This is a genomic window from Enterobacter sp. J49 (assembly GCF_002148625.1).
GTDB lineage: Bacteria > Pseudomonadota > Gammaproteobacteria > Enterobacterales > Enterobacteriaceae > Enterobacter > Enterobacter ludwigii.
Map to the genome: position 1 here is coordinate 331,483 of NZ_MWPY01000033.1, position 14,709 is coordinate 346,191.

Below are 14,709 nucleotides of genomic sequence, written 5' to 3' on the forward strand. Positions count from 1 at the left end.
TCTGAACCGCTACAATGACAGACGAATGCCGTAACAGAAGTTAAAGGAAGCAAGACATGAGCACCACTATTGAAAAAATCCAGCGCCAGATCGCTGAAAACCCGATTCTGCTGTATATGAAAGGTTCTCCGAAGCTGCCAAGCTGTGGCTTCTCCGCGCAAGCGGTTCAGGCGCTGTCTGCCTGTGGTGAGCGTTTTGCTTACGTTGATATCCTGCAGAACCCGGACATCCGCGCTGAGCTGCCTAAATACGCTAACTGGCCGACGTTCCCACAGCTGTGGGTAGACGGTGAGCTGGTCGGCGGTTGCGATATCCTGATCGAAATGTATCAGCGCGGTGAACTGCAGCAGCTGATCAAAGAAACGGCTGCGAAGTACAAAACGGAAGAGCCAGACGCGGAGTAAGTTATCTGCGAAGACAAAAAAGCGACCTCATGAGGTCGCTTTTTTTTATTCTTCACTGTCACCCATCAGCAGTGGCCAGCCGCCCAGACGCTTCCAGCGGTTCACAATTTCGCAAAACAGCTCCGCCGTCCGCTCGGTGTCATAAAGCGCGGAATGCGCCTGCGTACCGTCAAACTCAATGCCTGCCGTAATACAGGCCTTTGATAATACCGTTTGTCCCAACGCCAGACCGCTCAGTGCCGCGGTATCGAAGGTCACAAACGGGTGGAAAGGGTTACGCTTGAGCGACGCGCGCTCGGCAGCGGCCATGGTAAAGGTGTGATCGAACGTGGCGTTATGCGCCACCATAATGGCGCGGCTGCAGTTGCTCTCTTTCATACCTTTACGCACCATTTTAAAAATGGCGTGCAGCGCGTCATATTCACTTACCGCACCACGCAGCGGGTTATGCGGATCGATGCCGTTAAAGGCCAGCGCCTCGGGCTGTAAGTTGGCCCCTTCAAACGGTTCAACGTGGAAATGCAGCGTGGTGTCCGGTGTAAGCCATCCCTGTTCATCCATCTTCAGCGTGATGGCGGCAATTTCAAGCAGCGCATCGGTTTTAGCGTTAAATCCGGCTGTTTCAACATCGATCACAACAGGATAAAAACCACGAAAACGGTCGCACAGACCGCTAAATTGAGCGTTATCGGACATCAGGGTCTCTTACATGGGGAAAAAAGCAGTGCGCATTATGGCAAATTTTGGATGGGGATGCAGTAAAAGTACGGGCGCATGTTGCGCCCTGCGGGATCAGTTGCCCAGACCGCGACCAGCGTCTTTGGCTTCAATCAGCTCGATTTTGTAGCCGTCCGGATCTTCAACAAACGCGATCACCGTGGTGCCGCCTTTGACCGGGCCAGCTTCACGCGTCACGTTACCGCCGTTGCTGCGAATACGTTCACAGGCTTCGGCTGCGTTGTCCACTTCCAGCGCGATATGACCATAAGCGGTGCCCAGCTCATAGCTGTCCACGCCCCAGTTGTAGGTCAGTTCGATGACCGCTTCGTCCGTTTCCGGGCCGTAACCCACAAACGCCAGCGAGTATTTATATTCCGGGTTTTCGCTGGTGCGCAGCAGTTTCATACCCAGTACGTTAGTGTAGAAATCGACAGAACGTTGCAGATCGCCAACGCGCAGCATGGTGTGAAGTAGGCGCATAATTTCCTCATTAACCAATGGAATAGAATATCTATTTGAACAGAAACGATGTTTTAGTATAGCGGCGAAAGGTCGCCGCTATCAATGAGCAATGAAGAGATTACAGGGTAGGGTAGTCGGTATAACCTTCAGCGCCGCCGCCGTAGAAGCTTTCCGGACGCTGAGGGTTCAGCGCGGCTTTCTGCTGCAGACGGGCGACCAGATCAGGGTTAGCGATAAAATCGCGACCAAATGCAACGGCGTCGATCAAACCTTTGCTAATCAGATCTTCAGCTTTCTCAGGGGTATATGCACCTGCACCGATGATCACACCGTGGAAGCGTTCGCGTACTTTCTGACGGAAGGCTTCAGTGTAAGGCTGACCACCGGCCCAGTCTGGCTCGGACATATGCAGATACGCGATACCCCGTTTTGCCAGCTCTTCAATCAGATAAAGGGCATCCGCTTCTTCGTCCGGGCCGTTATCAACGTTCTGGAAAGAACCAATCGGGGAAACGCGGATACCAATGCGGTCCGGGCTCCACTCCTGACATACGGCATCCACCACTTCCAGCACCAGGCGCGCACGGTTTTCGACGCTGCCGCCGTACTGGTCGGTACGATGGTTAGAGGACGGTGACAGGAACTGGTGCAGCAGATAGCCATGCGCGGAGTGCAGTTCAACCAGGTCGAACCCGGCTTCACGCGCATTCGCCACGGCCTGGCGGAAATCGTTAACAATTCCCGGGATCTCGTCCAGTTCAAGAGCGCGCGGCATAGACGTATCAACGCGGATCGCATTGCCGTTTTCATCACGCAGCGAGGTGCGGGTGTTCGCGCTCAGGGCAGAGGCGGAAACCGGTGCCTGACCGCCAGGCTGGATGCTGCTGTGAGAGATACGACCGGTATGCCACAGCTGGACGGCAATACGACCCTCTTCAGCGTGAACGCCAGCCGTGATTTTTTTCCACGCGGCAATCTGTTCCGGGCTGTGCAGACCTGGTGCGCCAGCGTAACCCTTAGCCTGAGCAGAAATCTGAGTGGCCTCGGTGATGATCAGGCCAGAGCTTGCGCGCTGACGGTAATATTCACCCATCAACGGGGTAGGGATATCACCCGGCTCAATGCTGCGCAGACGGGTAAGCGGGGCCATGAACACACGGTTTGGCGCGGTAACGGCACCCACTTTCAAGGGGGTAAATAATTTTTCAGCGGACATAAAGGCTCCTGAGTAGACCAGTCGTCTAGTAATTGCGTAAATAAAAACGCCTGCTATACGCGAGGCGTAGTAATGCTGCTTTTTACATGTGCCAGTGCGCTTTCAAGCGGCACCGCACTGCGTGAAATCTTGGCCTGCAGGTTCGCGCCTAACCAGAGGGCGTATAAAACCTGCGCCTGGGTTAAAGGTTCGCCGGGAAAAGTCAGCGTTTTTTCATCGCGGCCTTTCTCCAGCGCCTGTGCCATGAGGGCGATAACCCCGCGGGCCCCTTTATCCATTGCTGTGCGCATATCTTCTGAAAGATCGCACACTTCGGCAGAAAGTTTTACCGTCAGGCAACCGCTGATGATGCCCTGCTGACAGAACTGGTTCAGCGTTTCCTGATAGAAGTGCAGAACACGATCGCGATAATTACCTTCGCCCGTGGCAAAGTGCGCTGCCAGGCGCTGATGGTAGCTGGCATAGTGCCGCTCCAGCATTGCCACGCCAAACGCCTCTTTGGACCGGAAGTAGTGATAAAACGACCCCTTCGGTACCTCAGCGGTTTTTAATAACTCGCTCAACCCCATACCGGTGAACCCGCGATGCATGCAAAGTCGCTCGCCGGTCGCCAGTAAATGTTCTCGGGTATCGTGTTCTGTATTTCTGCTCATGGCCGCACTCTAATAGACCGTTCGGTCTATTGCAAGCGTGTTCAGTGGCGACATGCGTTCAGAATATCCAGCTGTTGTTGATAAACCTTTGATTTAATGTCCATCATACCCAATACGGTAGAGAACAAATTGTCCTGCGAAACCGCATTTTTTGCTGCATGGTCACGTAAACACTGCGCGTTGACGCCGAAATTTTTCGCATAGTCTGGTGATAACCAGAACATAAACGGTATGTGCGTTTGTTGCTCTGGTGCCAGCAGATACGGCGTGCCGTGCAGATAAATCCCGCTTTCGCCCAGCGACTCCCCGTGATCCGAAAGGTAAATCAGGGCGGTATTCATGCTCGCCTGACGCGCTTTCAGGGCATCGATGGTTTTGCTGACCATGCTGTCGGTATACAGGATGGTATTGTCATAGGTATTCATCAGCGCCTGGTGATCGCAATCCTGAATTTCATTGGTATCGCAGGTTGGCGTAAATTTGCGGAAATTATCCGGATAACGGCGATAGTATGCCGGGCCGTGGCTGCCCATCAGGTGGATGACCAGTACGGAGTCCTGCTTCAGGCCATCCAGGACATTGTCCAGACGGGTGAAGTTCACATCGTCAATGCAGGAGTTGTCTTTGCAGAACTGATCGAGTTTCCACTGGGTCATGTCGGTATGGGGAACGCGATCGCAGGCGCCTTTACAACCGCCATCATTGTCACGCCACAGCATATTGATCCCCGCATGGGCGAGCACGTCCAGCAACCCTTCCTGGTGATGGGCCAGGTCGGCATCGTATTTACTGCGCGTCATACCGGAGAACATGCAGGGCACGGAAACGGCTGTTTCGGTGCCGCAGGAGGAGGCCTGCGGGAAGTTAATCACATCCTGCTTTTTCAGCTCGGGGTTTGTTTCACGCCCGTAGCCATTCAACGAGTAGTTCGCGGCGCGTGACGCTTCGCCGATGACCAGCACCAGAACGGTTTTCTTTTGTTGGCCTGCAATCAGCGGCCCTTTATGGGCATCTTCACCGATCCGGACCAGCGTTTGATCGCCTGCAAACCAGCGCATTTTGCTGTATTTGACCATTGCGCTGACATAGTTAGCGGGGGTCACCATTTTGACGATGCTTTTGTTATTGCGAAACAGCGACGCGTAGTCTTTATAAAACAGGGCGGCGATGAGGATGATAACCAGCAGGGCGCCGAGCATTGCGGCAAAACGGGTCAGCAGGGCGTACCACCATTTCCCGGTGCGAATGCGGATCATGGCCAGCACCACGGACGGAACAAGACCGGCAACGACAATCCACAGGATCATCTGCGGCGTCACCAGGGCGGTGGCTTCCTGAGAGTTGGTTTCGAACACGTTAACAATCATGTTCTGATCGATAACCGCGCCGTAGGTATACATAAAGTAGGTCGCGGCGGCGCATCCGACGGTCAAGACAATCAGCAGCGGCTTACGGATAAACGGGATATTAAGCAGACTAAAAACAATGACCCAGCCGCAAAACAGCACCAGTGGAACGGACGCGGCAAAGAGGACGTCATGGATATGCGCGGGCGCGATAATTGCCCAGCTACGCTGAATAAACAGCGCGTTTAATACGGTAAAGAAAAGTGCACAGCCCAGAGTAAATTTTATATCGTTACATTGTAACTTTTTGATTGGCCACATCGATCAGAAAACCTGCAATTTTAATGATGGGGCGAGTATAGAGAACGAAGATTAGTGAAACCTTAATGCCACAAAACTGTGGTAAAGCCCTTGCACGCGGGACGTTTAGCGTCTTCACTGTAGGTGATAGTCGTTATCGGGAGGTGAGTGTGGCAGAGCAACTGGAGTTTTTCCCCATCCAGAGCCCGTGCCGGGGTATTTGTCAGGTGGATGAACGCGGATATTGCCGTGGCTGCATGCGCACGCGCGATGAGCGTTTTAACTGGCAACACTTCAGCGACACGCAGAAACAGGAGGTGCTCCGTCTCTGTCGACAGCGACTTCTGCGCAAAATACGCGCAAACAAAGCCGGTGACACCGAAGAACCCCAGCAACCTTCACTGTTTTAACACGGTAATTGCGTATACTCATGACATCACGTCCTTGAGGAAAATGTTATGGTTCAGCGAATTACCCTTGCCCCCCAGGGGCCAGAATTCTCCCGCTTTGTGATGGGCTACTGGCGCCTGATGGACTGGAATATGTCCCCCCTCCAGCTGGCAAGCTTTATTGAAGAGCATCTCGACTTAGGGATCACCACGGTCGATCACGCTGATATTTACGGTGGCTATCAGTGTGAAGCCGCGTTCGGCGAGGCACTCAAACTGGTTCCTGCGTTACGCGAACGCATGGAGATCGTCACCAAATGCGGGATTGCCACGACGGCAAAACCGGAGCATGCCCTCGGCCATTACATTACCGACAGCGCGCATATCATTAAGAGCGCCGAACAGTCGCTGGTTAACCTGGCGACCGATCATATCGATCTGTTGCTGATCCACCGCCCCGATCCGTTGATGGATGCCGATGAGGTGGCCGAAGCGTTTCTGAATCTGCATCAAAGCGGCAAAGTGCGTCATTTCGGCGTATCAAACTTTACCCCTGCACAGTTTGCGCTGCTGCAGTCTCGTCTGCCGTTTACCCTGGCCACCAACCAGGTTGAAATTTCTCCGGTTCATCAGCCGCTGCTGCTGGATGGCACGCTCGATCAGCTTCAGCAATTGCGTATCCGACCGATGGCGTGGTCGTGTCTGGGCGGCGGACGTCTGTTTAATGATGATGAATTCCAGCCGCTGCGCACTGAGCTTGAGACCATTGCCCGCGAACTGAATGCCGGAAGCATCGAACAGGTGGTGTACGCGTGGATCCTGCGTCTGCCGTCAAAACCACTGCCAATCATTGGCTCGGGCAAAATTGAACGCGTACGCGCCGCCATTGCCGCGGAAGAGTTGCAGATGACCCGTCAGCAGTGGTTCCGCATCCGCAAAGCGGCGCTGGGTTACGACGTCCCGTAACCGGTAAAACGTGACTTTCCGGTGAAATCTTTGCCCCTGGTATAAACTTAAGGGGCAAAAAACAACCCGTGGAGGTCATATGAAGCGTTTTACTCTGGCTCTCGTCACGCTGGTGGTCTGTGCAGGTGCGCAGGCGGCCAGTGATGAAGTGGAAATGAATCTCGTCACCTCTCAGGGTGTAGGTCAGTCCATCGGCACGGTGAAAATCACTGAAACCGACAAGGGACTGGAATTCGCGCCCAATCTCAAAGCCCTTCCTCCTGGCGAACATGGTTTCCATGTCCATGCCAACGGTAGCTGTCAGCCCGCATTAAAAGAGGGTAAAGCCTCGGCTGCGGAGGCGGCAGGCGGCCACCTCGACCCACAACATACCGGTAAACATGAAGGTCCTGACGGTATGGGACATCTGGGCGATTTGCCGGTGCTGGTGGTGAATAACGACGGCAAAGCCACGGATCCCGTCGTCGCGCCGCGGCTGAAAAAGCTGGATGAAGTGAAAGGCAAGGCGCTGATGATCCATGTCGGCGGCGACAATATGTCCGATCAGCCAAAACCGCTTGGCGGTGGCGGGGCTCGCTATGCCTGCGGGGTGATGTGATCCCCAATTGTACCCGGAGCCGGTGCCTGTTCCAGCTGCGACAGCGAGCAGTGCAGGCGCCAGATTATCGAGGCTAATTCTCGTGCTGCAGGCGAGTGGTGGTGCGCAAGGGTATCGCAAATTCGCTGAAGTTCGGCAAGCGTGGTTTCCAGTGGACGCTGCTGGACACCGCGTTCGCTCATGACATCGCGTAGCAGGGTGATGCAGACATCACGAACCTGCGACAGCGGGTCGGACCGTGTTTCCCATGCCCTAAGTTGCCAGACCACGTGAGAGCAGTTCAACAGCACCACGCCCCAGCGCAACAGCCAGCGGCGCGAAAGGGAGTCCTGGCTGTTATTGAGCTGGCTGACATAATGATAGACCAGCGATTCATACTCACTTTCACGTAAATGCGGTTTTCGACTCAACTGGTCGACAAAACCTCTGCGTAACTCGCGGATATGCCGGCGACTCTTGCGCGCATCTGAACCCGGACGTAACACCGCAAATGCCAGCCACGCCAGCCCAACGCCAAGGATCTTCGCCAGATTATCATTGAGAAAATCGGCGTAGTCATAAACCGGCGGGTTAGTGACGGAGATAAACGAGCCCATAAATACAATCAGCTGTCCCCACAGCCCCGCGAGTTTGGGCATTTGCAGCTTCAGCAACTGCATGGTGGTTAACAGCGGGAACAGGAACAGAAGGAACTGCCACAGGTCGCTTATCTGCACCATCAACCCAAACTTCACGGCAAAACTAAACAGCGAAAGCAGCACCAGGGTGCGTAGCAGCAGCGTGAGGGAGTTGAACGGTGACGCGGCGACGGAGTACAGCACGCAGCTGATAGCAGCAAGCGTCAGGGCCGCAGGGCCTGACTCCCACTGGGTGGTGATACTCCACGCGCCAACCAGCGTGAGCGCGCAAAAGGTACGAAAACCACTCCACAGTGCCTCCATCGAGTCTGTGTGTCGTGCCAGCGCCGGGCTACCGGGGACAGCGAACTCGGTGACCGGGGTGGCATTTTCCACGGCGTTAATCCAGCGGCTGCTGCGCAGATACAACCGGCAAAAATAGTTGAGACGCTGCCAGAAGGCGCGGTGACGGTAATCGTACTCATCTACTGGCGCGAGCGGGGCGATAATCTTCGCGACGGTGTAGATGTCGGCATCCGGGCGTGCAAGCGCCGCGAGCAGCGTTTCAATCACGGCGCGCGTATGTGCAGGGGGCGTGGGCCAGTTGAGCAGCATCCGGCGCAGGCTGGAGATTGAACTGGTCATACGCAACTGCTGATGCAACAGATAGTTCAGCAGGGTGTTCTGACGACGAAAGCGATAGTGGCTCCAGAAGGCCTGAATGCGTAACAGATTCATGGTCAGGATCTGGCCGATCACCTTTTCGTGCGCAAGACGGATGTCGTCGTTGGTATCCGGTTGCCAGAGCAGGCTTGCGTGCTCCAGTAAACGGGTATGCATGGTCTTCAGGGCGGTAATAAGCGCGGTGCCATCGGAGGTGCTCGGCAGTATCATCATCATGAAACCGCCGCTCAGAATACCGACAATCACTTCACAGACGCGCGCCTGGGCGATGTCCCACAGCTCGGTGGTATCGAGCACATTCACCACCGGAAAGGCGATAATGGCGGCGGTATAGCCAGCCAGCTGGAAGGCATAGGCAACGTTATTCGTAAAGTGCGCGCAGGCCCAGGTACAAAAGCCCAGCCATATCGCCATGCTCAACAAAAAAAGCCACGGATCGTTCAGCGTATGACCTGCAATGATTAACGCTGCGGTGGCACCCAACAGGCTGCCGGCAATACGTCCAAGACTTTTGCTGATCACCCCGCCGACGGTGGGGAAACTCACCACCGCGGCAGAGGTCATTGCCCAGTAGGGCTGATCAAGGTTGAGGTAATAGGCGACAGTCAGCGCCAGACACATCGCAATGCCATTACGCAGCGCATAGCGCCACTGCGGACGTGTCGCTTTCATCCACGGCGTATTTCGCCAGGAGAAGGCCTGCAGGTTCATCAACGGGTCCCGATGGCGACGGTGCAGGTTGTGCCGGAGACCAGCGTTATGCCCTGCGGTAAATGGTCAAACTCCACACGAACCGGTACGCGCTGGGCCAGACGTACCCACGGCACGTTCGGTTTGATGTCCGGTACCAGGCCTGAATCCATTTCAACACTCTGATCGTAAATGGCGCGGCCAATGCTGGAGACGTGACCCTGTAACCTCTGCGAACCGCTGTAAAGCGTAATGGTAGCGGGAGACCCTTCGCGAATATGGCGAAGCTTGGTCTCTTCAAAATAACCCACCACATAGAACGAGTGGCTGTCGACAAGGGCGAAAACGGGTTGCCCGGCGGTGGCATAATTCCCCACGCGGGCTGACAGGTTGGTGATCCATCCATCGACTGGCGCGGTAATAACGGTTTGTGTCAGCTCCCACTGCGCCTGTTTGAGCGTAGCCTCCGCGACGTTCACGCTCGCCTGCATGGCCTTAACGTTGATATTGGCAGTATCTAAATCTTCTGCGGAAATATAGTTGCGCGACAAATGCCGGCGGCGATTGGCTTCGTTATTGGCTTTTGCTAAATCAGACTGGGCCTTCGCCAGCTGTGCCTGGGCGTTAAGGATCGCAATATGATAGGGGGTGTCGTCGATACGGAATAACACGTCACCCTTTTTAACGTACTGGTTATCTTTCACGACAAGCGTCGTAATGCTGCCCGAAACCTGTGGGGTAATGCTGACCTGCTCAGCCCGCACTTTGCCGTCACGTGTCCAGGGTGACTGCATATAAAAATTCCAGAGCCACCACCCGGCAACCAGGGCCAGAGCAAGAACAATCAGCGTGGAAAAGTACTTCAGCGTTTTCAGGGGCATATTCACCACACAATCAAGACAGCTAGGCCCAGGCATACGGAAAGGGCAAACAGGGAGAGATCCATTAACATGGGGTGCCAAATCTCGCCGGAGTACATCCAGTCGCGAAGCAGGCGATGGGCTATGAGCCAAATCATAAAGCCGACCAGGACGGCCTTAAACAAGGGCGGAAAGTAGACTGACGCACCGAAAATCAGGTCCTGAAGGGGGAGTCCCACGGAGCTTTGAAAAAACGTCACGGGCAGAGATCCTTTGCAGTGAACAAAATGCCGCGAGGGCGAGTCTTAATCTGATGGAACATCACAATTCAGTGTAAGTCATCCTTTTAAGTTCGATGAATGCAGTATTGCATTTGTTTTGCCAATACAAATGCTGCACACTATTCTAAAATCAGTATAATAACTTAGCAAGCTAATTATAAGGAGATGAAATTGGAATCGCCATTAGGTTCTGATCTGGCAAGGTTGGTACGCGTCTGGCGTGCTCTGATTGACCATCGCCTGAAACCTCTGGAATTGACACAGACGCACTGGGTCACGCTGCATAACATTCATCAGCTGCCACCCGACCAGTCACAAATTCAACTGGCAAAAGCGATCGGCATTGAGCAACCGTCACTGGTACGTACGCTTGACCAACTGGAAGAGAAAGGACTCATCTCCCGGCAAACCTGCGCCAGCGATCGTCGCGCTAAGCGGATTAAGCTCACTGAGAAAGCGGCCCCTATCATTACTGAAATGGAAGCCGTTATCACCAAAACGCGCGGCGAAATCCTTTCCGGGGTTTCACCCGCAGAGCTTGAACTGCTCATCAGCCTCATTGGGCGCCTTGAGCAGAACATCCATGAGCTGCAGTCACGCGACTGACACCATCACAAGGCCTTGCAGCAGCAAGGCCTTTTTTACCTCGACACAACGACACGGTTACGCCCGGTCTCTTTCGCTTCATACATCGCCTTGTCAGCATTCTCCACGCACGCTTCAGCGGTCGTCGTCGGAGAGGTGGCGGTAAATACCCCCATGCTAATCGTGATGGATTCAGGTAACTGACCGCCGCTGCTGACCTTATCAAAACTGCTCAGCTTTAGCCGTATGCGTTCAGCCACCTGGTACGCTGCTTCCGACGAAGTATTGGTCAGCATCAGGACAAATTCTTCCCCACCAATACGTGCCGCGATGTCCTGTGGGCGGACGGAATCCATCAGCAGGTTGGCGACAAACTGCAATACTTTGTCTCCCTGCAGATGGCCGTAGCAGTCGTTGATGCGCTTAAAACGGTCGAGATCGCTGACGATAACCGACACAGGGTGGTTGGCTTTGCTGATGCTGAGTGCCTGATTTAAGGCGTCGTAAAAATAACTGCGGTTGTAGAGGCGCGTCAGCGGGTCGCGGATCGAGTTCTGATAAGACTGCTGATACTTTATGTGCGAGTCGCGATACAGGTTAAAGACGTCGTACAGCAGGACAAAAATAATCATCAGCGTCGCCACGGTTTCGAATAAGCGAGCGTGATACCAGGACGTGTCCTCAGCATGCCCGCCGGCTAACAGTAATGAGAGCGTCAGGACATAACAGACACATAAGAAATTACCGCCAACCCAAAAAAGATTCCGCACCCGGGTAATCGTCATTAACGTTGCTAACGCCACAACCCAGAGAAGAATCAAAAAGATATTTATGACCTGGCTCCAGAGAACCATAAATTGCCGGGTTTCATTATCCACCAGATCCAGCGTTATTAGTGCCGAGTGGCTGGAGCAGAACCAGGCCAGGGCGACCATAGAAACCGTAAACAGCATTGTACCGATAACCACGGCAATATGCGCGGGGCGTGAAAGGGGATAATCCCGAATGGAATAGAGTAACGCTGAGACTATTATCAGCACCGCCATAAGAATATGACGGAACATAAAGAAGATCATGGCGTCGTTATAGTCGACAACATTGAACTGATAGAGATCCAGCCATGACGGGAAGCTGGACAGGGTACCGGCCATCAGCATCGTCGACCCGGCGAAGGCCGAGGCGAGGGCGATAAGGTACAACCGCCGTCTGTCGCACCAGTATTTCATGACCATGAAGCAGGCAATAAACAGGTGGAATACCAGCAAAAATATGGTAAGTGTCGGGAATAGCAGCGGTGAGAATGAAGGAACTAATTCTACCAGTTTTACAAAGAGACCTTGTAATATTCCAACGACGACGATGCATCCAAAACAGAATGTAATATAAGGGTTCTTAAAATATCGTTGTAGTGCAAGCATAGGGATTTGACGGAATAATAAAATTAAAAAATGTAAAGTGAGAAAGAGAGTAACAGGCGTGGAGAGTAAATACTTTGCGCAGGAACAAGATATACCGCGCTTAATGATTCATGGCGGGAATGTTTTTTGTAAATATATTGCTGATAATTATATTATATGTAAATAGATTTGTTTACTGGCTTCGCTAAACGGATTTGTTAAATGGATGTGGTCTGATGACCACATCCAGTTTGAATTAGCGTGGAGAAACGGTGACCTGGCTTCCGTTGCTCGCCAGAACAACGCGCTGGCCGGCAGAGAAACGGGTATTACCTTGTTTCTGTACTACCATGATGGTGCTGCCGTCATCTTTACGGATTTCCAGTTCTACGCCCTGGCTTTTGTTCATTGCACCCTGAACGCCCTGGCCTGCAACGCCACCCGCAACGGCACCTGCTGCTGTGGCCAGCGAACGACCTGTGCCACCGCCTACGGTATTACCGAGGAAGCCACCCAGCACAGCACCGCCGATGGCGCCCATCACGTTGCTGTCATCGCCACCCTGAATTTGTACAGGACGTGCGTTAACAACGGTACCGTAAGTGACGCTCTGAACCTGTTTGGCTTCAGAAGCGCTGTACACGTCGCCAGAAAGTGAACTGTCATTCACACAGCCTGCAAGGGTTAAACCGATCAGCGAAACGCCCAGTACACGTAAAATCATTTGAATCTCCTGTTCACCAAAAACGCCCGATGGCGGGCATCCGTTATGGCTAAATTATATGGCATAAGGGGCCATAGTTCATATCTTTGCACTAACAATAAGAAAATTGTACTTGAATTTAACTTAACGAGACATAAACGGGCACCCGGCAGGTTACCTGTCTGAGATTGTTAAAAAATATTATCGCCGGATAGCAAAGCGGCGCTGTTTATGGTTGAGTGGAGAGCATTAGCCCACGCAACGTAAGGAAAGCGCATGAAATCGGGTCGCTACATTGGTGTGATGTCGGGTACCAGTCTGGATGGCGTAGACGTCGTTCTGGCCGCTATTGATGAAAACATGGTAGCACAGCAGGCGAGCCTGACCTGGCCTATCCCCCTGGCGCTGAAAGAGGACATTCTCAGTGTCTGTCAGGGGCAGCAACTGACGCTTTCTCAGCTTGGTCAGCTTGATGTGCGGCTGGGGGCGCTGTTTGCCGATGCGGTACTGGCTCTGATGCATAAAGAAAAGCTTCGCCCGCAGGATGTCGTCGCTATCGGCTGTCACGGACAAACGGTCTGGCATGAGCCGGTCGGCGATGCACCGCATACCCTGCAAATCGGCGACAATAACCAGATTGTGGCGAAGACGGGCGTGACCGTAGTCGGTGATTTTCGGCGTCGCGATATTGCGCTTGGCGGGCAGGGCGCGCCGCTGGTGCCCGCTTTTCATCAGGCATTGTTGACCCATCCGACAGAGCGCCGGATGGTGCTGAACATTGGCGGTATCGCCAACCTGTCTCTGCTTATCCCGGATCAACCCGTACGCGGCTATGACACCGGCCCGGGTAACATGCTGATGGATGCCTGGATCTGGCGTCAGCGTGGTCAGGCGTATGATAAAGACGCGCAGTGGGCCAGCGAAGGCAAAGTGATCATCCCGCTGTTGCAGTCCATGCTAAGCGATCCGTATTTCGCCCTACCGGCGCCCAAAAGCACGGGGCGCGAATATTTCAACTATGGCTGGCTCGAACGTCAGCTGGCGCAGTTCCCGGCGCTTGCACCGCAGGATGTCCAGGCGACGCTCGCCGAGTTAACGGCGGTTTCGATATCGGAACAGGTTCTTCTCAGCGGTGGATGCGAACGCCTGCTGGTGTGCGGCGGTGGCAGCCGTAACCCGTTGGTGATGGCACGTCTTGCCGGGTTATTGCCGGGTACCGAGGTGACGACCACCGATGAAGCCGGCATCAGCGGCGATGATATGGAAGCGCTGGCCTTTGCCTGGCTTGCCTGGCGCACCATTGCCGGGCTTCCGGGCAATTTGCCGTCGGTGACTGGCGCACGTGAGGCCAGCGTCCTCGGGGCCATTTTCCCGGCGAATCCGCGTCATAATCAGAGTTAACTGAAATTCAGCGCGGCGTGTGGTCGTTAGAATGGAATGAAACAGGAGGGCAGCCATGCCCTCCAGGACCAGGAAAGTCTTCGGAATACGCCCATGAAAAAACTTCTTCTTATTGCCGCGCCTTTATTGCTGTCAGGATGCAGCGTCTACAACCAGTTCCTTGATCGCATGCAGACCGATACCCTGGAGTATCGCTGTGATGAAAAACCGCTGACCGTTAAGCTGAACAATCCGCGTCAGGAAGCCAGTTTTGTCTACGACAACAAATTGCTCACCCTCAAGCAGGGCATTTCTGCCTCCGGCGCACGCTACACGGACGGAATTTATGTCTTCTGGTCGAAAGGCGACAGCGCCACCGTCTACAAACGCGACCGTATTGTGCTGAACAATTGCCAGCTCGAAAATCCGAAGCGTTGAGATTTTTACAGGGGCGGCGC

The 14,709-nt window shown here is 53.9% G+C and carries 17 protein-coding genes; 7 read left to right on the plus strand and 10 right to left on the minus strand.

The features are described from left to right. The first annotated feature begins 56 nt into the window (after nucleotides 1-56). Nucleotides 57-404, plus strand: coding sequence for a monothiol glutaredoxin 4 (grxD, locus tag BJP35_RS14460; protein WP_003832760.1), 348 nt, complete (start codon nucleotides 57-59; stop codon nucleotides 402-404). Nucleotides 405-449: 45 nt separating this feature from the next. Here grxD and rnt read toward each other — a convergent pair whose 3' ends face one another. The 5 genes from rnt to eptA all read right to left on the minus strand — a co-directional run bounded on the left by rnt (nucleotide 450) and on the right by eptA (nucleotide 5,122). Then, nucleotides 450-1,100, minus strand: coding sequence for a ribonuclease T (gene rnt / locus BJP35_RS14465; RefSeq protein ID WP_047744550.1), 651 nt, complete (start codon nucleotides 1,098-1,100; stop codon nucleotides 450-452). 96 nt (nucleotides 1,101-1,196) lie between these two features. Then, a complete protein-coding gene (gene gloA, locus BJP35_RS14470; RefSeq protein WP_020884340.1) occupies nucleotides 1,197-1,604 on the minus strand; it encodes a lactoylglutathione lyase in 408 nt (135 codons plus the stop codon). A 100-nt stretch (nucleotides 1,605-1,704) separates the two neighbouring features. Beyond that, nucleotides 1,705-2,802: an alkene reductase gene (locus BJP35_RS14475; RefSeq protein ID WP_020884339.1), complete on the minus strand. Its 1,098-nt coding sequence runs from the start codon at nucleotides 2,800-2,802 to the stop codon at nucleotides 1,705-1,707. A gap of 53 nt (nucleotides 2,803-2,855) precedes the next feature. Continuing rightward, nucleotides 2,856-3,455, minus strand: a complete 600-nt coding sequence (locus BJP35_RS14480) for a TetR/AcrR family transcriptional regulator (protein ID WP_014169778.1) — start codon at nucleotides 3,453-3,455, stop codon at nucleotides 2,856-2,858. Nucleotides 3,456-3,496: 41 nt separating this feature from the next. Then, nucleotides 3,497-5,122, minus strand: coding sequence for a phosphoethanolamine transferase EptA (gene eptA / locus BJP35_RS14485; protein WP_047744551.1), 1,626 nt, complete (start codon nucleotides 5,120-5,122; stop codon nucleotides 3,497-3,499). Nucleotides 5,123-5,271: 149 nt separating this feature from the next. Between eptA and BJP35_RS14490 the strand changes: the two genes are divergently transcribed. The 3 genes from BJP35_RS14490 (at nucleotide 5,272) to sodC (ending at nucleotide 7,054) form a co-directional block, all read left to right on the plus strand. After that, complete coding sequence (locus BJP35_RS14490; protein ID WP_020884337.1) at nucleotides 5,272-5,511, plus strand: DUF1289 domain-containing protein; 240 nt, start codon at nucleotides 5,272-5,274, stop codon at nucleotides 5,509-5,511. Between the two features lie 48 nt (nucleotides 5,512-5,559). After that, a complete protein-coding gene (locus BJP35_RS14495; RefSeq protein WP_014169781.1) occupies nucleotides 5,560-6,456 on the plus strand; it encodes an aldo/keto reductase family oxidoreductase in 897 nt (298 codons plus the stop codon). Nucleotides 6,457-6,535: 79 nt separating this feature from the next. Then, complete coding sequence (gene sodC / locus BJP35_RS14500) at nucleotides 6,536-7,054, plus strand: superoxide dismutase [Cu-Zn] SodC (protein ID WP_020884336.1); 519 nt, start codon at nucleotides 6,536-6,538, stop codon at nucleotides 7,052-7,054. Here the strand turns inward: sodC and BJP35_RS14505 are convergent. From BJP35_RS14505 to BJP35_RS14515, 3 genes are read right to left on the minus strand one after another with little or no spacing between them, the layout of a single operon-like run. Further along, on the minus strand, nucleotides 7,033-9,066 hold the full coding sequence (locus BJP35_RS14505) for an FUSC family protein (RefSeq protein ID WP_047744552.1): 2,034 nt from the start codon (nucleotides 9,064-9,066) through the stop codon (nucleotides 7,033-7,035). The two genes, sodC and BJP35_RS14505, sit on opposite strands and share 22 nt — an antisense overlap. Further along, a complete protein-coding gene (locus BJP35_RS14510; protein ID WP_040017309.1) occupies nucleotides 9,066-9,926 on the minus strand; it encodes an HlyD family secretion protein in 861 nt (286 codons plus the stop codon). The genes BJP35_RS14505 and BJP35_RS14510 overlap by 1 nt, the downstream gene beginning before the upstream one ends. A gap of 2 nt (nucleotides 9,927-9,928) precedes the next feature. Next, nucleotides 9,929-10,165 (minus strand): DUF1656 domain-containing protein, encoded by a 237-nt coding sequence (locus BJP35_RS14515; protein WP_020884333.1) that lies wholly within the window; start codon nucleotides 10,163-10,165, stop codon nucleotides 9,929-9,931. A 186-nt stretch (nucleotides 10,166-10,351) separates the two neighbouring features. Here BJP35_RS14515 and slyA point away from each other — a divergent pair, with 186 nt between their 5' ends. Continuing rightward, nucleotides 10,352-10,792, plus strand: coding sequence for a transcriptional regulator SlyA (slyA, locus tag BJP35_RS14520; RefSeq protein ID WP_014169785.1), 441 nt, complete (start codon nucleotides 10,352-10,354; stop codon nucleotides 10,790-10,792). A 35-nt stretch (nucleotides 10,793-10,827) separates the two neighbouring features. On the opposite strand, the gene BJP35_RS14525 is transcribed toward slyA, so the two are convergent. Beyond that, nucleotides 10,828-12,189 (minus strand): GGDEF domain-containing protein, encoded by a 1,362-nt coding sequence (locus tag BJP35_RS14525; protein ID WP_047744553.1) that lies wholly within the window; start codon nucleotides 12,187-12,189, stop codon nucleotides 10,828-10,830. 235 nt (nucleotides 12,190-12,424) lie between these two features. Continuing rightward, a complete protein-coding gene (gene slyB, locus BJP35_RS14530) occupies nucleotides 12,425-12,892 on the minus strand; it encodes an outer membrane lipoprotein SlyB (RefSeq protein WP_014169789.1) in 468 nt (155 codons plus the stop codon). Nucleotides 12,893-13,147: 255 nt separating this feature from the next. Here slyB and anmK point away from each other — a divergent pair, with 255 nt between their 5' ends. Continuing rightward, nucleotides 13,148-14,272: an anhydro-N-acetylmuramic acid kinase gene (gene anmK, locus BJP35_RS14535; RefSeq protein ID WP_020884330.1), complete on the plus strand. Its 1,125-nt coding sequence runs from the start codon at nucleotides 13,148-13,150 to the stop codon at nucleotides 14,270-14,272. Nucleotides 14,273-14,365: 93 nt separating this feature from the next. Next, nucleotides 14,366-14,689, plus strand: a complete 324-nt coding sequence (mliC, locus tag BJP35_RS14540) for a C-type lysozyme inhibitor (RefSeq protein ID WP_020884329.1) — start codon at nucleotides 14,366-14,368, stop codon at nucleotides 14,687-14,689. Nucleotides 14,690-14,709 lie beyond the last annotated feature (20 nt).